Here is a 17503-nt window from a genome sequence, read left to right as displayed (position 1 = left end):
CCGCTAGATGCCGAGCCACCCCAGCAGCGGACCGGCCGCGAGCCCCAGTGCCACCGTGGCGGCAACGCACGCCAGAATCGCGATGGATGCCGCAGGAGAGCTGGCCAGCGGAGTCCGCTCCTGCGCCGGCACCGCGAAGAATGCGGAGCGCACGATGCGCAGGTAGTACGCCGCCGAGACCACGCTCGTCAGTACCGCGACCACAACCCAGGGGGCGAGTCCGGCCGCCAGGGCTGAGGAGAAGACGTAGAGCTTCCCGAAGAAGCCCACGAGGGGCGGAATGCCGATGAGCGAGGCGAGCATGATCACCGTGCCCCACGCTGCGGCCGGGCGCCGGCTGAAGAAGCCCGCGAAGTCGTCAACGGTCACGCCCTCCTCGGCTACCAGCAGCATCAGCCCGAGCGAGGGTATCGCGTAGGCGAGCGCGTAGAAGACGGCGGCCCCGTAGCCTGCGGCGGTGATGCCGGCGGCCCCCAGCATGAGGTAGCCGGTGTGTGCGACACCGGAGTAGGCCATCATCCGCCGGATGTCGGACTGCGTCAGAGCGGCTAGGTTGCCGAGCACCATGGATGCGACCGCGGCGATGAGCACCATCGTGGCGCCGATGGGCGCCGTGGGCACGATAGCCGCCACGAGCCTCACGAACACCACCGCACCGGCCACCTTCGGGACGGTCGAGACGAAGGCCACCGACCACGCCTCTGCGCCCTCGTACGCATCCGGAGCCCAGTAGTGGAAGGGTGCCGCCGAGAGCTTCGCGAACACGCCTACGAACGTGAGCAGCATGGCAAGCAGGCCGAGGGTGCCCGCCGTGGACAGATCGAACTCAGACAGCCTGGTGGTGCCCGTGACGCCGTAGAGGAACGACAGTCCGTACATCATCACGAGCGATGTGAGCAGCGAGAGCAGGAAGTACTTGAGCGCTCCCTCAAGGCCGGTGAACCGATTCCGGCGGTAGCCGACCAGAACGTAGGCGGGCATCGTCGCCAGCTCCAGAGCGAGGACTATCGTCACCAGATCAGCCGCGCACGACATGAGCAGCGCGCCCATCGTCGCGAACAGCGCGAGTGCCGTGGCTTCACGCGTGCGGCCCTCTCCTCTGCCGGCGGTCCATAGCAGCCAGACCGCAGCCAGAACCAGCGTGCCCACGCGCGCGAAGCGTGCCGTCTCGTCAAAGACGAGAGCCCCCCCGAAGAGGGTCTGGCCGGCCGTCGCAAGCGCAGCGGCCACCGCCGCCACGAGCACCAGCACGACACCGACGTACGCCGCGCCCCGATCCCGCCCCGGAAGGTGCGAGGAGAACAGTCCCCACGCAATTGCGATGAGGACGAGCAGCTCAGGAACGAGGAGTGCGTAGCCCGTCATCTAGCCACCGACCACCTTCGCCAGGGCGGTCATGGCGGGATCCGTGAAGCGCAGCAGAGCGTCCCAGTACACGCCGATGACCACGATGAGCACGACGAGAGGCACGACCGTCGCGATCTCACGGATGCTTGCGTCCGGCTGATCGGCGACGACGTGACTGGGCTGACCCATGACCACACGCTGCAGCATCCACAGCATGTACGCAGCGCCGAACAGCACGCCCAGAACAGCCGCTATGACGAGCCACGCGTCGAGCGCGGTCGACTGCCACGCACCCAGGAGCGACAGGAACTCGCCCACGAACCCGGAAAGCCCGGGCAGGCCCATCGAGGCGAACGATGCGAACGCCATGAGCCCGGCGATGACCGGCATCTGGTTGGCCAGCCCCGAGAGCTCGGAGATCTGGCGGGTATGGGTACGGTCGTAGACCATGCCGATCATGAGGAAGAGCATGCCGGTTGTCAGGCCGTGGCTGATGTTGACGGCCATCGCGCCGTTGAGGCCCGCAGCCGTGCCCGCCGCTATGCCCAGCATGGCAAAGCCCATGTGAGACACCGAGGAGTACGCGACGAGCTTCTTCACATCAGTCTGCGCGAAGGACACGGCCGCACCGTAGATGATCGAGAACACCGCGATGACCCCGATGGCGAACTGCCACGACGCGAACCCCTCGGGCAGCACCGGCAACGAGATGCGCAAGAAGCCGTAGGTGCCCATCTTGAGCAGCACGCCGGCGAGCAGTACCGAACCCGCGGTCGGCGCCTCAACGTGGGCATCGGGCAGCCAGGTGTGGAGCGGGAACACCGGCACCTTCACGGCAAAGCCGAAGAAGAACGCGGCAAACAGCCACCACTGCACGTCGGCGGGCAGCGTGGGCCCCAGCTTCGCAAGCTCGGTGAGGCTGAAGGTGTCCAGCTGCAGGCGCAGCACGATGATGCCGATCAGCATGAACACCGACCCCAGCAGCGTGTAGAGGAAGAACTTGATGGCGGCGTACTCGCGACGCGGCCCGCCCCACTGTGCGATGAGGAAGTACATCGGGACCAGGACCAGCTCCCAGAAGACGTAGAACAAGACGAAGTCGAGTGCCGAGAAGACCCCGTTCATGCCCACCTGCAGCAGCAGAAGCATGGAGAAGTAGAACGCGGGCTTCTTGTCGATCTTCCAGCTGGCGACCACCGCCAGTAGCGTCAGCAGCGCAGACAGGGCCACGAGCGGTGCCGACATGCCGTCGACCCCCATCGTGTAGCGGATCCCGGCTTGCGGGACCCACGCCCTGTCAGTGACGAACTGCATTCCGCTTGCGGCCACGTCAAAGCGCAGCAGCATGAGGCTCGCCAGAACAAGGTCACCGACGGTCACCGCCAGCGCGATCCACTTCGCATTGTGTGCCTGGCTCTTCGGGAGCAGCGCACAGAGCGCAACTCCCAGAAGCGGCAGGAAAACGATCCAGCTCAGCACGCTAGGCCCCCCTTGAGACGATCACGATGAGCATGAGCACGACCACGGCACCTATGACAAGGCGCTGGTAGTTCTGGATTCGACCGGTCTGAAGGCGTCTGAACAGGCCGGCCAGACCGCGAGCGGCGGTCGCAAGGCCATTGACGGCCCCGTCGATCACGCCCTGATCGAAGCGCTCGGCGCCGCGCGCCGTTGCACTCCACCCGCGGCCCGCCCCGTTCACGGCACCGTCGACCACCGAAGCATCGAAGCGCGAGGCTCCCTCCGAGACGCGGAAGTAGTTCTTGATGAGCAGCTCATCGTAGGTGAGGTCGAAGTAGAGCTTCATCTTCAGGGCCCCATAGAAGTAGCCCATGCGCTCCTTCCACACCCGCGTGTTGACCACCACCGAGCGCCGACCGTAGAACCACCAGCCGATGGTGATGCCGATGGCGGCCACCGCCGTGGACGGCAATGCGACGATGAGCTCCGGCCACACGCCCTTGTGACCGAGGAACTCGGCAAACGTCGGGCCGGCGAACCCTGCCACCAGCGTGATCGCAGCCAGCACCGACATGGGCACGAGCATCGAGCGGTGGGCCTCATGGAGCTCTTCGGCCTGCTCGGGGCCGGAGAAGACACGGAACCACAACCGCGTGACGTAGAACGCGGTCAGGCCCGAGGCGAACAGGACGAATCCGATGGTGACGTAGTGGTGTTCGTGCATGAGCACGGTGATGATCTCGTCCTTGCTGAAGAAGCCGGCCAGCGGGAAGACGCCGGCCAGCGCCAGACTGCCGATGGTGAACGTCGCCGTGGTCACCGGCATGTGCTTGGCCAGGCCGCCCATCTCGCGCATGTCTTGGGTGTGGGCGGCATGGATGATGACGCCGGCGCCGAGGAAGAGCAGCGACTTGAAGAAGGCGTGGGTCGTCAGGTGGAAGAGTGCGGCCACCGCGCTCCCCGCCCCCAGCGCCACGAACATCAGTCCCAGCTGGCTGACGGTGGAGTACGCGAGAACCTTCTTGATGTCGTGCTGCACCGCCGCAAGCAGGCCCGCGGCGACTGCGGTGATCGTGCCGATCACCATCATCGCGGTCATGACCTGCGGCACCTCTTCGAAGATCGGCATCGTGCGGGCTACGACGAAGACGCCGGCCGCGACCATGGTGGCCGCGTGGATGAGCGCGGACGCCGGTGTGGGACCGGCCATCGCATCGGGCAACCACACGTGGAGCGGCATCTGGGCAGACTTGCCCATGGCGGCCCACAGCAGCCCGATAGCCACGACGAGCGCCGCTCCGGGAGCCCACTCCGGAGCCCCGTGCAGCACCTCGGCAAGATCGAACGTGCCCGCGTTCACATAGATGGCGAACAGGGCGATGAGGAAGCCCAGGTCACCGACGCGCGTCGTGAGGAACGCCTTCTGCGATGCCTTGCGCGGCCCTTCAAGCTCGTACCAGAACCCGATGAGCAGGTAGGAACAGAGCCCCATCATCTCCCACATGGCAAAGGTCAGCAGGAGGTTATCTGAGAGCACCAGCACGAGCATCGCCGACGTGAACAGCGACAGTACCGCGAAGTACCAGCCCTCACGCGTGTCGCGATGCATGTAGCCCAGCGAGTAGAACTGCACGCACGTCGCGACGATGGTCACCACCACCAGGATGGCAGCGGCACCGGGGTCGAGGGCCAGACCGAGCTCGAGCGGCTTGCCGCCCACGTGCCCCAGCGGCCACGCGATGCTCCACACAGGCTCTACGTGGTGCCCGCCGGGCCACACGCGCGCGAACGCGGCGAGCGCCAGAGCCGCGGAAGCCGACATAGCAAGCGGCGGCAGCCAGAGCAGGCGCTTGCGCAGGGCGCGGGAAAGCGGGAGCAAGACGAGGAACGCCGCTGCGGGAAGAGCCGGTATGAGGGCGACCCAGTCCATGCTCACCCCCTCAGCTCATGCACGGAGTCGACCTCGGACGAACGGGCCGCGCGGAAGATCGCCAACACCAGCGCCAGGCCCAGCCCGATCTCGGCAGCCGAGACGATCATGACGAACACCGTGAAGAACTGCCCCGTCATCTCCACCGGAGTCACGAAGCGCGAGAACGCGATGAGGTTCAAGTCAACGGCCACGGCCATGAGCTCGAGTGACATGAGCACCTGCACCGCTCCGCGCTTGGACACGGCGCCGTAGAGCCCTATCGAGAAGAGCGCCGCCGCAAGGAGCAGGTATGCCTCGAGTCCGAGAACCATCACTCCTCCCCCTCACGCGACCACCAGACCGCGCCGACGAGCGCAGCGGTGAGGATGAGCGAAGCGATCTCAAAGGGCAGGACCCAGCCATCGAGGGCAAACAGCTTCTCGCCGAACTCGAGGATTCCGGGGAACACCTCGGGGTCGGGGCTCTGCCTGACGGTGCCGCCGGCGACCGCCGCAACCACCACCGCGAAGAAGGTCACGGCGAGCGCCAGGCCGGCCCATGAGAAGTCACGGGGACGCACGGCGTCTTCTCGCCGGCGCAGCGTGATCATGATGGTGAAGAGGTTCAGGATGGCGACCGCGCCTGCGTAGACGAGCACCTGCATCAGCGCGATGTAGCGCGCCTCGAGAAGTGCGAAGAGCCCTGCGGCGGCCACCGAGACCGCAAGCAGGCAGTAGGCGGCGTGAACGACGTTTCGTGCCGTGATCATGCCGACGGCCCCCGCCAGGCAGGCAAAGGCCAGCAGGCCGAAAGCGACGAGTGTGAGGGTGTCAGTCACCGTCGACCTCCTTCGCGTCGGCGGGCTCGGTAGGCGCAGCGGGCTCGACGGGGGCAGCGGGCGCAGCGGGTTCGGCAGGCGCAGCGGGCCGCTCGGCAGCCGCCTTGCGCTTGGGCTTGGCCGCGGGCGCATCCACCAGAAGCGCCGTCACCAGATCTTCCACGTTCACGGTGGCGAGCTCATAGTCGTGACCCATCTCAACCGCGTCGAAGGAGCATGACTCGACGCACAGGCCGCACATCATGCACGCACCCAGCTCGTAGCCCCACCGGTCGATGTGCTTGCTGCGATCCTCGCCGGTGGTCACGTCGATCTTGATGATGTGGTCCGGGCACGCGCGCTCGCACGCCATGCACGCGGTGCACTTGTGGGCGCCGTCCTCGTCGAGCTTGAGCTGGACCGCCCAGCGCGCGCGCTCGGGTAGCTCGATCTTCTCGTGCGGGTACTTCACGGTGATGGGGCCGCGCAGCATGTTCTTCATCGTGATGCGCAACCCGTTGAGGATGCCGATGCCCCAGATGCTCACGAGGCACCCCCGAACAGCGTCGGCGCGAGCTTGACCGCAAGTCCGGTCACGACGATCCACACGAGGGCCGCGGGGAGCAGTACCTTCCAGCCCAACGAGAGCAGCTGGTCGATGCGCACCCGGGGCAGTGTTCCGCGAATCCACATCAGGACCGCGATTCCCAGATAGGTCTTGAGCATGAATACGACCGGACCACCCACGCCCGCCAGCACCCCGTCAGGTACGAACGGCAGCGTCCAGCCGCCGAAGAACAGCGTGACCATGAGCGCCGAGAAGATGAAGGTGTTGCTGAACTCGGACAGGAAGATCAGCCCGAACTTCATCGACGCGTACTCGGTGGCAAAGCCGGCCACCAGCTCGGATTCCGCCTCCGACATGTCAAACGGCGTCTGGTTGGACTCGACAAGCCCGGCGACCAAGAACAGTAGGAAGGCCGGGAAGCACGGGATGATGAACCACAGCGAGCCCTGCTGGACGCGCACGATGTCTGAGAGGTTGATCGACCCGGCGATCATGACCGGCGGCAGCGCGGCCAGTAGCAGGGGCACCTCGTAGGTGACCTGCTGCGCGATCGAGCGCATCGAACCCAGGAGCGACCACTTGTTGTAGCTGGCCCAGCCGGCCGCGAAGATGCCCAGCGGCACGAGGGAGAGGATGGCGAAGGTGTAGAGCAGGCCCGCGTCGAGGTCGGCGGCGACCGCCGTCTCAGAGAACGGAATGGCCGCGTAGGCGGCAAGCGACGGCACGAAGACGATCATCGGTGCCAGGAAGTACAGCGTGCGGTCGACCTTGCCGGGGGTGGGGTCCTCTTTCGTGAGGAGCTTGAGCACGTCGGCCGTCGTCTGGAACATGCCGGCCGGACCCAGCTCGGTCGGCCCAAGCCGCAGGTGCAGATGGCCCAGGACCTTTCTGAGCATGTAGATGAGCACCACGCCGTTCAGGAGCATAAGTCCCACGGCAGCCAGCACGCGAAGCACGGCTATGAGAAGGGGGCTCATCGGTCGATCTCCCCCAACACGATGTCGACGCTGCCCAAGATGACGACGGCGTCGGCCAGCAGCACGCCCGGCAAAATGGCCTCGGCAGCCTGCAGGGCGTAGAGCGCCGGTGGGCGGTAGCGCATGCGGTACGGGTTCTCGGTCCCGTCAGAGATCAGATGCACGCCCAGTTCACCGCGCGGCGACTCCACGGCGGCGTACGCCTCCCCAACCGGCGGGCGGATCACCTTGGGCACCTTGGCCGTGTGCTCGCCTTCGGGAAGCCCGTCGATGCACTGGCGCACGATGCGCACCGCCTGCCGAAGCTCCCCCATGCGCACGAGGTAGCGTGCATAGCAGTCGCCCTCGGTCGCAAGAGGTACCGAGAAGTCCATCTCCTCGTAAGCGGCGTAGGGCCGGTCCTTGCGCACATCAAAGCCCAAGCCACTGGCACGCAGGTTGGCGCCGGTCAATCCGAATCCCGCTGCCATCGGGCGCTCGAACACGCCCACACCCCGGGTGCGGCCCTGGAATATCTCGTTTCCGCCCAGCAGCGCTTCGTGCTCGTCGAGGTAGCCGTCGATCGTGGCGAGGAATGCTCTGATCTTGGGCTCAGCGGTGGTGGTAATGTCGGCCACCACGCCGCCCGGTCGCACGTAGTTGAACATCATGCGTTGCCCGGTGATGTCCTCGAGGATGTCGAGGAGCTGCTCGCGGTCGCGGACCGCGTAGAGGAACTGGCCCATAGCCCCGGTATCCAGGCCAAAGGTGCCGTACCAGACGAGGTGGCTCGCGATGCGGTTGAGCTCGGACAGCAGCACGCGCAGCCACTGGGCGCGGCGTGGGATCTCAACCGCCATGATGGCTTCAGCGGCCAGCGCGAACGCAAGCTCGTTGAAGATGCCCGAGGTGTAGTCGCCGCGGTCCATGAGCGTGCCCACGGCGTTGTAGCGCCGATGTTCGGCAAGCTTCTCGATGCCACGGTGCAGGTAACCGACGACCGACTCGGCCGCGACCACTTCCTCGCCGTCGAGCTCAAGCAGCAGGCGGAGCACACCGTGCGTCGACGGGTGCTGCGGACCCATGTTCACGATGAGCCGCTCGGTGTCGAGGGCGTCAACGCCCATGGGAGCGCGCTTGAGCGACGCCGGCACGAACTCGACGTCGGTCGGCGGGTTAGGCGTCAACCAGCCCGCATGGGAGACGAGGTGGCGCGGATCCATCAGCGGTTGCGCACCTCCTCGGGCGTACGGATGAGGTGCTGCTTGAGGAGGAACGGCTTCGAGCCCTCCGTGAGGAGCAGGTGCTTGGGGTTGGGATGGCCCGACAGCGTGAGGCCGAACATCTCGGCGCACTCGCGCTCGGGCATCAGCGCGGCCGGGAAGAGGTCCCACACGCTGGCGAGGTCGGAGCCGTAATCCAGATCGACCTTGACGAAGACCTCTTCATCGCGGGCGAAGGAGCGCAGGTGGTAGACGACGTCGACAGCCTCGGTCGTGTCGATGCCGAACAGGTCCACAAGGAACTCGAACCCGTCGTCTGACGCCTTGAGCGCGCTCAGCACCGGGCGGGCGTGGGCAGCGGACGCGTGGATGACGACGCCCAATGACGGGACGTCGTCGATCTCGATGCCCTTCAGCCCGGCGGCCGAGAGCGTCCTAGCTAGTGCTGCCGTGTCGGGCCGCAAGGCGCTCCTCCGTTTGCTTGCTGATCTTGTCCATGAGCTGGAAGAACCCGTACTGCACCGACTCAGGTCGAGGCGGGCATCCCGGGATATAGACGTCGACGGGCACGACCTCGTCAACGCCAAGAAGGACGTTGGGGTACTCGCGGAACGGACCGCCGGTCGACGCGCACGCACCCATGGCCACGACCCACTTGGGCTCGGGCATCTGGTCGTAGAGGCGCCTGACCGTGGGGGCCATCTTCTCGTTGACCGTGCCGGCCACGATCATGACGTCGGCTTGACGCGGACTCGCCCGGAAGAACACCCCGTGGCGGTCGAAGTCGAAGCGAGGACCCGATGCATGCATCAGTCCCTCGATAGCGCAGCACGCGATACCGAACGCCATGTACCACAGCGAGTGGCGCCTGGCCCAGTCGAACAGCTGCTCGCTGCGGATGAAGAGGAGGGAGTTCTCGCCGGTGAACTTGTCTATCGCCACTTGAGCGCCCCCTCCTTCCATGCGTACGCGAGCCCGCCCGCGAGGATCGAGATGAAGATGATCATCTCGATGAAGACGAACCAGCCGATTCCCGGACGGCCGAAGGTGACGGCCCACGGGTAGAGAAAGACCACTTCGATGTCGAAGATGACGTAGAGCAACGCGTACACGTAGTAGCCGGCGCGGAAGCGTACCCATGGTCCGCCCACGGGCTCGACGCCGCACTCGTACATGGTCGCTTTCTCCGGCGAGGGAGCCTTGGGCGAGAGCAGCCATGAGGAACCGAGCGCCAGCACGGTGAAGGCCGCGCCGATGACGATGAATCCCCCTATGACGATCGCTTCAAGATCCATCCGGCCCCTCTCGAACCCTCGGGACCCGGCGCTGCCGGGCGCCTCCCGTACCCCTCGTCGCGACTAGCGCGACCACACGTGCCCAACGCGAGCGGATTCATGCTCAGGGTGTTCGTGGGACACTACCATACACCGAGGCGCCGCTTGCCAGTCGAGCGGCAGCAATCATCGGTGAACGGCACGTCAGGAGCGGTGAGCGGCGCGGGGATACCCAGGGGCGTATCGGGGGCGGCGGTGCCATCGCAGACGCTTGATGGCTCGTGTGCTTCGACTGGTCCCTCTCAGCGCCTCGAGCTTCCGCGACTCCTCCCAGTTCCGTATGGCGATACGTCGGACATCGTGAATATGTTCCGACGTTTCCATCACATGCGGAGGGGCCTGATCAGCTAGTCGCCGAGGCGTCCGACCAGAGCTCCACGTCGAGCCCCGGAACGCGCTCGAACTCGCGGACGTTGGCCGTGACCATGGTCATTCCATGTGCGACACAGGTCGCTGCCAGCCACAGATCGTGCGGCCCGATGATAGTGCCGGCCTGGCGCAGCTCCGCCCAGAGCTGCGCGTGCGCACGGGCACAAGCCAGGTCCACGTCGAGCAACGGGAAGCGCTCAAGAATCCCCTCGACGAACGCCGAGCGCTTCATCTTCGCGGAAGGGTCAAGCGCACGATGGACCCCGTGGAGCAACTCGCTCGCAGTGACGACGGATAGGAAGGACTCTTCTCCGGCACGGCGTGCCACGTGAACGTCGAGCGCAAGCCTGCCGCGCTCAGCCTCGATGAGGATGCTGGAGTCGATCAGGACTGCCATGCGTCGCGCACCTCCGCAGCCGCAATCTCACTCTGAGCAGCCGCCAGGTCCTCAGCGAAGTCCGCCGCCTCGGACGCAGACAGGCGCGGAAGCGATGCGAAGATCGCCGGCAGCTCCGAGAGCAGCTTTCCTTGAGGCAGCGGTCGCAGTTCCGCGAGCGGCTTGTTGCCGCGCAGAAGCGTGAAAGACTCGTGACGGTAGGCAACGCGGTTGACGTAATCCGCGAAGTTGCGGGCGACTTGGGTGACGGTCACATCAGACATTCCGATTCCTCCATGCACACGATTCAGTCTGATAATCAGATTACATGACATCAGACGGATTGTCACCGGGGAGCAAGGCTGTCGCACACGACTACTCGTCCGCTCCATCCTCCGCAGATGTAGCCTGAATGAGCATTTGACCAACGTTGATGGCGGGGAGAACGATCCGACCTACCGGGCTTGCTGCGGAGAGATCAGCGTACATCGCCCGCACGGTTCCAATCAGCACTGTGATGCCGTTGAACACGAGCAACTGCTCCCAATCATCAGGGTGTTCCACCTTCAGATCGGACGTGTCGAAGAACCCCGCAACGACAACGCTCCCCGTGAATCCGGCTTCTTCAAACTGGCCCTCGTCACCGTTGAGCTGGACGGAGAGCTGGACCGCCATATCATCTGCCGATTCGTCAGACTGCAGAACAGCCGCGTCGATCTTGAGGTCGAGTTTGGACTTATCGAAGGCGCCGACACGCGGCGCAACTTCGAAGTAGGTCTTCATCGCCCTGTAGTCGTTCAACCTGAGTATCGAATCAACCCTCTGGCTCATACCGCTATCCGTTCTGTGACGACAGGCCTTCGGCCTAGGGCATCGCTGAGCTGTCGAGTCGTGCTGTAGGTGGCGAGGGTCTTGCCGCCATCTGCCACGTAGAGCCCTACCGGGCGGAAACCGCACGGCGCAAGTCCAGGATTGACATCGCAACCCAGCGCGTTCGCGACTTCGACCATGGTGCGCAGTGTCGGGCTCGAGGTATGTTGCATGAGCTGGGACACGCGAGCGCGGGAGACCCCGAGGCGCCGCGCAAGCTCCGACTGCGACACGCCCTGCTGGTCCATGAACCGCGCCAGTTGATTCGTGAAAGCGCTGATAGCAAGCTCGTGCTTGTACTCCGCTTGCGCCTTCTGATCAGACAGGAGGTCGTTCAGTTCGTCAAAGAGGTTATCCGACATATTTCTCGCCACTCCCCAAGAACTCGTCTATGAGCGTCTTCACGGCCTTCATCGTCTCGTTGAATTGCTGGTCGTTCATTGTCTTGTCTTCGATTCGTACAATCACGTATCCGCGTTCCGTCTGAGCAGCATACGCACGGCACGCCCTAGGGTGATGAACCTTGTACTCGCAGAGTCGCAATCCCCTGTGCTTGTGGGCGTCCAGCCAGCGAAACAGCTCTTGGTTTGCCGGCGGTCCGTTCTGGTCGACGTCTTTGATTCGCGCGAGCATACTGGGCGCTGTCTCGCGGTTCTTCCTGAGGTACTTGAGGGGCTGGCACTGCCCGGAGGTGGAGACGAGCATCCATGTGTGATCGCCTGCCTTCTTGGCCTCCACGCCCGATCCAATCTGTACATACCGCAGTATCGGCTATGTAAACAAATAACTTGACACCTGTCTACGCTTCCCGCCGAATCTACATGATCGGTCTTAACGTGAACCAATCTGCTCCTACTGGGTCGTCTCCGGTCCAGAAGTGTTCCGGCTCGTTGTCGAGTAGTGTTCTTTGGCATCGGCAGAAGCGCCCTCGATGCCTTCCTCGCTCAACACCGCCGAGGTCCCCGACGGGTGCGGCGTCGCCATCGAGTTCGGCGTCCCCTACACCTCGAGCCGCATCGACTTCCTGCTCACCGGCCGAGCAGGCGGCATCGCCGATTCCCCCGCCACCGACTCCGCCGTCATCATCGAGCTCAAGCAGTGGGAGTCGCTCGAAGCCATCCGCGAAGCCCGGACCGACCTGCTCCCCCTTCGCACGGCCGTTCAGAGTGCTGAGCATCACATCGGCAAGGACGCAGGCAACCGCTCCACCGTAACGAGTGCGCGTCACGCCTAGACGCTGCCGTTGATCTCCTCCTCCAGTTCGACCATGTACTCGAGAATCTCCTCCCACGACGGTCGGTCCCCCGTGATCATCTCCTGCATTGCTCCGTAGTCGCGTCGCAGTTCCGCCAACCTGTACTCAGGCGGCACCAGCCTCAATGTGGGCGGCAGTGCTTCTCCTAGGTTCGCCCACGGTGACCAATAGAACTTCTGCTTGAACTCAATCACGCGTGACAGAAGGCGGCGATCCGACAAGGCGGACGCCTTCACGAAGGAGTGCCCCAGCTTGCGCGCTCGTCGTTTGACAAGCGGGCAACAGTTCTCATTCTCTGCGGTCCCCCAAACTGATTTGCTTGGCGGCTCGACGCACCCACGCTGTCGCATGTCTGCTCTCATCCAGTAGTACCGTCTTCTGTTCGTCCGACAGGCGTCGGGCGATTGCCTCTATCTCGGCATCGCCAACAGCTTCCCGGCCAAGCGCCTTCAGCGCTTGAATCACCAGAAGCGTAGTCTCAGATAGCCCGGTCGTTTCACTGTTGACGCCGCGCTTGAAACGCAGATCGGCGCCCCTGAAGGAATAAGCCCTATAGGGTCCATCGCTGACATAGGTCCACAGCATCGGCACCTGCTCTGAGAGGCCTAGTTCATTCAGCGCCACCTGTCCGCTGGGTGCGATCGTCCACCTGTTGGCCCGCGCGATCGCACGCGCAACGTCGTCAGGCCGCGGCGGCACCGGCTCGCTCAGCACGGCGCTCATCTTAGGCTTGAAGTAGAAGCCCCGCAGGACCCGCTCGATTTGTCCCGCATCAGCTAGCGCTTTGATGGCCTGTCGAACCGAATCAGATCCGGCAACGTCCGAAAACTCTGCCAACCCGAACACAGTGCCTGGCGGCATCTCTTCGATCCGCCGAAACACCTCCGCTTTGTACCCGCGCGAGTTCACCACGTTATGCCTCCAGTCAAAATCACAAATATTGTACACTTTTCGTGATTTTCAACCAGTCCACAGCAGAGGGGATGCTCCAGAGGGGAGCGCATTCAACGTAGCAGCCGGCTCTGACATCAGCGGGGTGGAGTAAGCCGAACCTCCTCCGGATGGTGCAGTTCGCCGACTACTTCCCGGACGATGGAATTGTGCCGCCAGTGGCGGCACAATTGAGTTGGAGCCACTTCGCAGAAGTCATCATCATGACCATCCCGATGACGGTTGCCACGTCAGCGAGAAGCCGTCGCCTGCGGCGGCAGCAGGCACCATCATGAACATGATGATCACCTCGCAGACGTCCGAGAGCTCTGATGGCGCATCGACGTTCCTGCCATCGAGGAACGACCTCCAGCGCGCCTGCGTGTCGGCGTCGTCATGGAAGGCGCTGGTTAGTCCGGACGGTGTCTCGGTGGGCAGTGGCGTGCCGCGGTGTTCGAACGTCGCTCTAATGGCAGCACTGAGTTCAGCACCGTTGTACTCGTGCAGCGTCGAGAGGAGCCAGATGTCGTAGTAGTCCCTCAGCCGACTGTTGGCGAAGCCCCGGCTCACGATGGTCTCGAACTTCTCCGCTAGCGCGGTCGCCGGCTGGTAGGCCAGAATGCGCGGCGCGTCCAGTTGCAGAAGCGTCGGATAGTCCACCCACTCGGGGTCGGGAACGACGGCATCGTCGATACCGACATCGAGCTGGAGCTTGAAAGTGCCCCTGTCAAGGTTGCCGCGCACCACGACTCGCACGCCCGGATACCTGTCTGCGATGTTGATCTCCACGGTCTCGACCGCGGAATCGAAGACGAGCCCGTCATTAGGGTAGTCGACGGCGAGGCACTCCCGTACAGCGCGTTCGACGGCGTCCGGCGAGTTGTCCACGCGGCCGAGAAAGTCGATGTCTCGCGTCGGTCGTCCCAGCGGAGTACCCCAGGCGCGCAGCATGATGGCGCCCTTGACGACGAAGCGCTCTCCCCACTCTGTCTTGGACAGCCGATAAAGGAACCGCTCTATCGCGAAGTACTGGAGCGTCTGGTCGTAGGATTCGCCGCGCTGCTTCGCCTCTTGAAGCAGACGTGCGCGGACCGAGGCAGCGATGTTCTTCAGCTCTCGCTGGCTCACTCGATGGCCTCGAGATAGGGTCGCACGATCTTCGACACGCGGTCGACCTCTGCGTACTTCATGATCTCGTCTCGCGTGGCCTTGAGGCTTCGCACGCTTTCTCTGAGTGCTTCAAGCGCGACATCGAGCCCGACCTTGTTTCTGAACTTGAAGCAGTCGGCAACCGTCTTCGCCGCACTGAAGACTCTCACGTTCGTTCCGTCGACCGAGTGCTCCTCGATCCCAGACGTAAGTGCAGCGCCGGACATGCGGTATACGCGGACGGGCGGGTAATCGAGTTGCGGCTGTCTGTCTCTACGTCCGATCGCGATACTCACGCCCGACGGGATCTGCGTTCCTATCTCGTGAAAGTCCAGCGCACTGACAAGGCAGAGAACCGCGCCGGGCACCCGCTCGGCGACCGCGACCACGTCGTACTTGCCTGGTGCCTGGAGCTCGGTGAGCCGATAGACCCCCCGCGATAGCTGCTCGAGGAGCCCGGCCTCGCGCATGCCGTAGAGCGTCGAGTAGTGAACGCCCTGGTCAGCGGCCTCGCGCGTCCGGAGCGTGCCGCCATTTGCCCTGAATACTTCAGCGGCCTGGCGGATGGCGTTCTCTGACGGGAGTCTCTTCATGACCCCATTGTGATAGATATGTCGGACTTTGTGAAGATTGTCCGACGTTTCTATCACATCGCGTCAGGCTCCTCATGCCCCACACGAGGGGGCGGTTCCGCTATCACTCAATCGCTGTCGCTGACGGCTCAATACTGAACACCCTGTGACGGTCGAAAACTGACCACCCTTGTAGGCTCCTCGTATGGCGGCGCCGTGCGAGGAGGGTCAGTTTGCTGCGACTGGAGGAATGGGTGGACATCGTCTCGATGCACAAGGCCGGCGTCCCGATCAGCGCGATCGCCAGGCATCTCGGGGTCTCGCGCAACACTGTCAAGGCGACGCTCAGGCGCGACGGTCCGCCCGAGTACCACCGTGCCCCGATGCCGAGCAAGCTCGACCCGTACAAGGGTTACCTGCTCGATCGCCTGCGCGAGTTCCCCGAGCTTTCCGCCAAGCGCCTCTTCGAGGAGGTCCGAGCCCAAGGCTACAGCGGCGGAATCTCGATACTCAAGGACTTCACCCGTGAGCACAGGGTGCCCCGCAAGCGCACGGTGGTGCGCTTCGAGACCCCGCCGGGCGAGCAGGCCCAGTGCGACTACGCCGAACTGGGGATCCACGAGGTCCGCGGAGTGCCGACCAGGGTCTACGCCTTCACGATGCTGCTCGGCTTCTCGCGCCAGCTCTATGTCGAGTTCGCGACCTCGTGCGCGAGCGATGCCTTCCTCTCCGCCCATGCCCGCGCCTTCACCTACTTCGGCGGGATGCCGCGCCGCGTGCTCTACGACAACGCCAAGGTTGTCGCACTCGAGCACACGCGCACGGTCGTGACCTTCAACGAAGCGCTGCTCGACTTCGCGGGTCGATTCGGCTTCCGCCCGCAACTGTGCCGCCCCTACCGTCCCCAGACCAAGGGCAAGGTCGAGCGAACGATCGGCTATGTGAAGGACGCCTTCCTCGTGGGCCGGATCTTCACCGATGTCGACGACATGAACACCCAGGTCCTCGCCTGGCTGGAGAGTGAGGCCAACGCCCGGGTGCATGCCACCACCGGCGCGGTTCCCGCCGAGCGCCTGCTCCTCGAGGGGCTCACGCCCGTGAGCGAGGCCCTGCCCTGGATACCGACGGCGCGTCTCGCGCCACCGAGCGCACCCAGGCGTCCGACCTTCCTCTTCGCAGACGCGCCGTCTGTCGAGGTGCGTCCACTCACCGTCTACGAGGAGGTCTGCTCGTGAACCTGTCAGAAGAGCGGCTCGCGCACTATGCCGAGAAGCTGCGACTACCCGATGTACCGGGGTTGGTTCCGGCGCTCGCGCAGGAGGCGGCGGACAAGGAGTGGTCGTTCGCCGACTTCGCTGAGGCGCTTCTGCAGGCGCAGTCCGATGCCTCCGACGCCAGGGCCTGCGACACGATCCAGCGATTGGCGGGCTTCCCGGCCAAGAAGACCGTCGAGGCGTTTGACTTCTCCTTCCAGCCCTCCGTGAACAAGAAGCAGATCCACGAGCTCGCGAGCTGCTCGTTCGTCGAACGGGCGGAGAACGTGATCCTGCTCGGTCCTCCCGGCGTGGGAAAGACGCACTTGGCGATCGGTCTCGGGGTCGAAGCCTCCAAGCGGCGCCTGTCGGTCAAGTTCACCACCGCGGCGAGACTCGTGGCTTCCTTGGCTGAAGCTCGCACCGCCGGCACGTTCTCGAGGCGGCTCATGGGGTTCGTGCGCCCAAGCCTGCTGATCGTCGACGAGGTGGGCTTCCTACCGCTCGATGCCGGCGAGGCATCGCTGCTGTTCGAGGTGGTGTGCCGCCGCTACGAGCGAGGCTCGATCGTGCTTACGAGCAACAAGAGCTACGGCGAGTGGGGCGAGGTGTTCTCCGGCGACACCGTGCTCGCCACGGCGATCCTGGACCGTCTACTCCATCACTCGACGACGATCTCGATCAAGGGCGAGAGCTATCGCCTCAAGGACAGGAAGAAGGCCGGCATCGTTACGACGTCGGCCGGCTGAGGGTGGTCAATCTTCAATCGTCACGAGGTGGTCAGTTTTCGACCGTCATTGACACTTGCAGAGACTCGCTCATGTGCCGCCTCCTGCCCTCACGCTGAGGCATGACCGTGTCAGCGTTCGACCCTCGCCTGCGCCTAACGTTGTTGCGCATAAGCTGCGCGCCATACGTTTTCAGGTCGATTCTACCTTCTGCGCGTCAGCTTGATGCGCTTGTTAGGCGGCGCGGATTCAGATACTAAACGCAACACCCCCACCCGATGAGGGTGGGGCGGTCTGGGACACTCACGGTTCCTCCCTACCGCCAAGCAAAGGGGAACCGATGCATGCCCAGATCACCCTGGAAGAACGATACGCCATCAACG

At 64.3% G+C, this 17503-nt stretch carries 24 protein-coding genes; 4 read left to right on the top strand and 20 right to left on the bottom strand.

Annotated features, from left to right (window positions below):
* Positions 1-3: 3 nt before the first annotated feature.
* From U1E26_08940 to U1E26_08865, 16 genes are all read right to left on the bottom strand, one after another.
* Positions 4-1365, bottom strand: coding sequence for an NADH-quinone oxidoreductase subunit N (locus U1E26_08940; GenBank protein ID MDZ4169766.1), 1362 nt, complete (start codon positions 1363-1365; stop codon positions 4-6).
* Positions 1366-2826, bottom strand: a complete 1461-nt coding sequence (locus tag U1E26_08935) for an NADH-quinone oxidoreductase subunit M (GenBank protein MDZ4169765.1) — start codon at positions 2824-2826, stop codon at positions 1366-1368.
* Position 2827: 1 nt separating this feature from the next.
* Positions 2828-4738, bottom strand: a complete 1911-nt coding sequence (gene nuoL, locus U1E26_08930; GenBank protein ID MDZ4169764.1) for an NADH-quinone oxidoreductase subunit L — start codon at positions 4736-4738, stop codon at positions 2828-2830.
* A 2-nt stretch (positions 4739-4740) separates the two neighbouring features.
* On the bottom strand, positions 4741-5052 hold the full coding sequence (nuoK, locus tag U1E26_08925; protein ID MDZ4169763.1) for an NADH-quinone oxidoreductase subunit NuoK: 312 nt from the start codon (positions 5050-5052) through the stop codon (positions 4741-4743).
* Complete coding sequence (locus U1E26_08920; protein MDZ4169762.1) at positions 5052-5558, bottom strand: NADH-quinone oxidoreductase subunit J; 507 nt, start codon at positions 5556-5558, stop codon at positions 5052-5054. The genes nuoK and U1E26_08920 overlap by 1 nt, the downstream gene beginning before the upstream one ends.
* Entirely contained in the window at positions 5551-6084 is a 534-nt protein-coding gene (locus tag U1E26_08915; GenBank protein MDZ4169761.1) for an NADH-quinone oxidoreductase subunit I, read from the bottom strand. Before U1E26_08915 ends, U1E26_08920 begins: the two co-directional genes overlap by 8 nt.
* Positions 6081-7082: an NADH-quinone oxidoreductase subunit NuoH gene (nuoH, locus tag U1E26_08910; protein ID MDZ4169760.1), complete on the bottom strand. Its 1002-nt coding sequence runs from the start codon at positions 7080-7082 to the stop codon at positions 6081-6083. The genes U1E26_08915 and nuoH overlap by 4 nt, the downstream gene beginning before the upstream one ends.
* Positions 7079-8284, bottom strand: a complete 1206-nt coding sequence (locus U1E26_08905) for an NADH-quinone oxidoreductase subunit D (protein MDZ4169759.1) — start codon at positions 8282-8284, stop codon at positions 7079-7081. Before U1E26_08905 ends, nuoH begins: the two co-directional genes overlap by 4 nt.
* The gene (locus tag U1E26_08900) at positions 8284-8748 is read right to left on the bottom strand and encodes an NADH-quinone oxidoreductase subunit C (GenBank protein MDZ4169758.1); all 465 of its coding nucleotides are present in this window, start codon (positions 8746-8748) and stop codon (positions 8284-8286) included. The genes U1E26_08905 and U1E26_08900 overlap by 1 nt, the downstream gene beginning before the upstream one ends.
* Positions 8720-9226, bottom strand: coding sequence for an NADH-quinone oxidoreductase subunit B family protein (locus tag U1E26_08895; protein ID MDZ4169757.1), 507 nt, complete (start codon positions 9224-9226; stop codon positions 8720-8722). Before U1E26_08895 ends, U1E26_08900 begins: the two co-directional genes overlap by 29 nt.
* Entirely contained in the window at positions 9217-9579 is a 363-nt protein-coding gene (locus U1E26_08890) for an NADH-quinone oxidoreductase subunit A (GenBank protein MDZ4169756.1), read from the bottom strand. Before U1E26_08890 ends, U1E26_08895 begins: the two co-directional genes overlap by 10 nt.
* 382 nt (positions 9580-9961) lie before the next feature.
* Positions 9962-10384: a type II toxin-antitoxin system VapC family toxin gene (locus tag U1E26_08885; protein MDZ4169755.1), complete on the bottom strand. Its 423-nt coding sequence runs from the start codon at positions 10382-10384 to the stop codon at positions 9962-9964.
* Complete coding sequence (locus U1E26_08880) at positions 10372-10647, bottom strand: hypothetical protein (protein MDZ4169754.1); 276 nt, start codon at positions 10645-10647, stop codon at positions 10372-10374. The genes U1E26_08885 and U1E26_08880 overlap by 13 nt, the downstream gene beginning before the upstream one ends.
* A gap of 91 nt (positions 10648-10738) precedes the next feature.
* The gene (locus U1E26_08875; GenBank protein MDZ4169753.1) at positions 10739-11194 is read right to left on the bottom strand and encodes a hypothetical protein; all 456 of its coding nucleotides are present in this window, start codon (positions 11192-11194) and stop codon (positions 10739-10741) included.
* A complete protein-coding gene (locus U1E26_08870) occupies positions 11191-11595 on the bottom strand; it encodes a helix-turn-helix domain-containing protein (GenBank protein ID MDZ4169752.1) in 405 nt (134 codons plus the stop codon). Before U1E26_08870 ends, U1E26_08875 begins: the two co-directional genes overlap by 4 nt.
* The gene (locus tag U1E26_08865) at positions 11585-11971 is read right to left on the bottom strand and encodes a hypothetical protein (GenBank protein MDZ4169751.1); all 387 of its coding nucleotides are present in this window, start codon (positions 11969-11971) and stop codon (positions 11585-11587) included. The genes U1E26_08870 and U1E26_08865 overlap by 11 nt, the downstream gene beginning before the upstream one ends.
* Positions 11972-12140: 169 nt before the next feature.
* Between U1E26_08865 and U1E26_08860 the strand changes: the two genes are divergently transcribed.
* Complete coding sequence (locus tag U1E26_08860; protein ID MDZ4169750.1) at positions 12141-12467, top strand: hypothetical protein; 327 nt, start codon at positions 12141-12143, stop codon at positions 12465-12467.
* Here U1E26_08860 and U1E26_08855 read toward each other — a convergent pair.
* Positions 12464-12709, bottom strand: a complete 246-nt coding sequence (locus tag U1E26_08855; protein MDZ4169749.1) for a hypothetical protein — start codon at positions 12707-12709, stop codon at positions 12464-12466. The genes U1E26_08860 and U1E26_08855 overlap by 4 nt on opposite strands.
* Positions 12710-12776: 67 nt before the next feature.
* The gene (locus U1E26_08850; protein ID MDZ4169748.1) at positions 12777-13400 is read right to left on the bottom strand and encodes a DUF6088 family protein; all 624 of its coding nucleotides are present in this window, start codon (positions 13398-13400) and stop codon (positions 12777-12779) included.
* A gap of 110 nt (positions 13401-13510) precedes the next feature.
* Between U1E26_08850 and U1E26_08845 the strand changes: the two genes are divergently transcribed.
* Positions 13511-13714, top strand: a complete 204-nt coding sequence (locus U1E26_08845) for a DUF1016 N-terminal domain-containing protein (GenBank protein ID MDZ4169747.1) — start codon at positions 13511-13513, stop codon at positions 13712-13714.
* Here U1E26_08845 and U1E26_08840 read toward each other — a convergent pair.
* Together U1E26_08840 and U1E26_08835 are read right to left on the bottom strand one after the other, a co-directional pair.
* Complete coding sequence (locus U1E26_08840; protein ID MDZ4169746.1) at positions 13641-14546, bottom strand: nucleotidyl transferase AbiEii/AbiGii toxin family protein; 906 nt, start codon at positions 14544-14546, stop codon at positions 13641-13643. The two genes, U1E26_08845 and U1E26_08840, sit on opposite strands and share 74 nt — an antisense overlap.
* Positions 14543-15160, bottom strand: a complete 618-nt coding sequence (locus U1E26_08835; protein MDZ4169745.1) for a type IV toxin-antitoxin system AbiEi family antitoxin domain-containing protein — start codon at positions 15158-15160, stop codon at positions 14543-14545. The genes U1E26_08840 and U1E26_08835 overlap by 4 nt, the downstream gene beginning before the upstream one ends.
* A gap of 212 nt (positions 15161-15372) precedes the next feature.
* On the opposite strand from U1E26_08835, the gene istA reads away from it, so the two are divergent.
* Together istA and istB are read left to right on the top strand one after the other, a co-directional pair.
* Positions 15373-16374, top strand: a complete 1002-nt coding sequence (gene istA, locus U1E26_08830; protein ID MDZ4169744.1) for an IS21 family transposase — start codon at positions 15373-15375, stop codon at positions 16372-16374.
* On the top strand, positions 16371-17141 hold the full coding sequence (istB, locus tag U1E26_08825) for an IS21-like element helper ATPase IstB (GenBank protein MDZ4169743.1): 771 nt from the start codon (positions 16371-16373) through the stop codon (positions 17139-17141). Before istA ends, istB begins: the two co-directional genes overlap by 4 nt.
* Positions 17142-17503 lie beyond the last annotated feature (362 nt).

Source organism: Coriobacteriia bacterium (assembly GCA_034370385.1).
In the GTDB taxonomy this organism is placed as follows: domain Bacteria; phylum Actinomycetota; class Coriobacteriia; order Anaerosomatales; family PHET01; genus JAXMKZ01.
This window is presented reverse-complemented; position numbering and strand designations above follow the sequence as displayed.

What these genes read in the sequence shown, in the direction of transcription:
- U1E26_08885 (MDZ4169755.1), bottom strand. Translation starts at nt 10,384, where the DNA reads ATGGCAGTCCTGATCGACTCCAGCATCCTCATCGAGGCTGAGCGCGGC.
- U1E26_08870 (MDZ4169752.1), bottom strand. Translation starts at nt 11,595, where the DNA reads ATGTCGGATAACCTCTTTGACGAACTGAACGACCTCCTGTCTGATCAG.
- U1E26_08880 (MDZ4169754.1), bottom strand. Translation starts at nt 10,647, where the DNA reads ATGTCTGATGTGACCGTCACCCAAGTCGCCCGCAACTTCGCGGATTAC.
- U1E26_08835 (MDZ4169745.1), bottom strand. Translation starts at nt 15,160, where the DNA reads ATGAAGAGACTCCCGTCAGAGAACGCCATCCGCCAGGCCGCTGAAGTA.
- U1E26_08875 (MDZ4169753.1), bottom strand. Translation starts at nt 11,194, where the DNA reads ATGAGCCAGAGGGTTGATTCGATACTCAGGTTGAACGACTACAGGGCG.
- nuoL (MDZ4169764.1), bottom strand. Translation starts at nt 4,738, where the DNA reads ATGGACTGGGTCGCCCTCATACCGGCTCTTCCCGCAGCGGCGTTCCTC.
- U1E26_08905 (MDZ4169759.1), bottom strand. Translation starts at nt 8,284, where the DNA reads ATGGATCCGCGCCACCTCGTCTCCCATGCGGGCTGGTTGACGCCTAAC.
- nuoK (MDZ4169763.1), bottom strand. Translation starts at nt 5,052, where the DNA reads ATGGTTCTCGGACTCGAGGCATACCTGCTCCTTGCGGCGGCGCTCTTC.
- U1E26_08940 (MDZ4169766.1), bottom strand. Translation starts at nt 1,365, where the DNA reads ATGACGGGCTACGCACTCCTCGTTCCTGAGCTGCTCGTCCTCATCGCA.
- U1E26_08890 (MDZ4169756.1), bottom strand. Translation starts at nt 9,579, where the DNA reads ATGGATCTTGAAGCGATCGTCATAGGGGGATTCATCGTCATCGGCGCG.
- nuoH (MDZ4169760.1), bottom strand. Translation starts at nt 7,082, where the DNA reads ATGAGCCCCCTTCTCATAGCCGTGCTTCGCGTGCTGGCTGCCGTGGGA.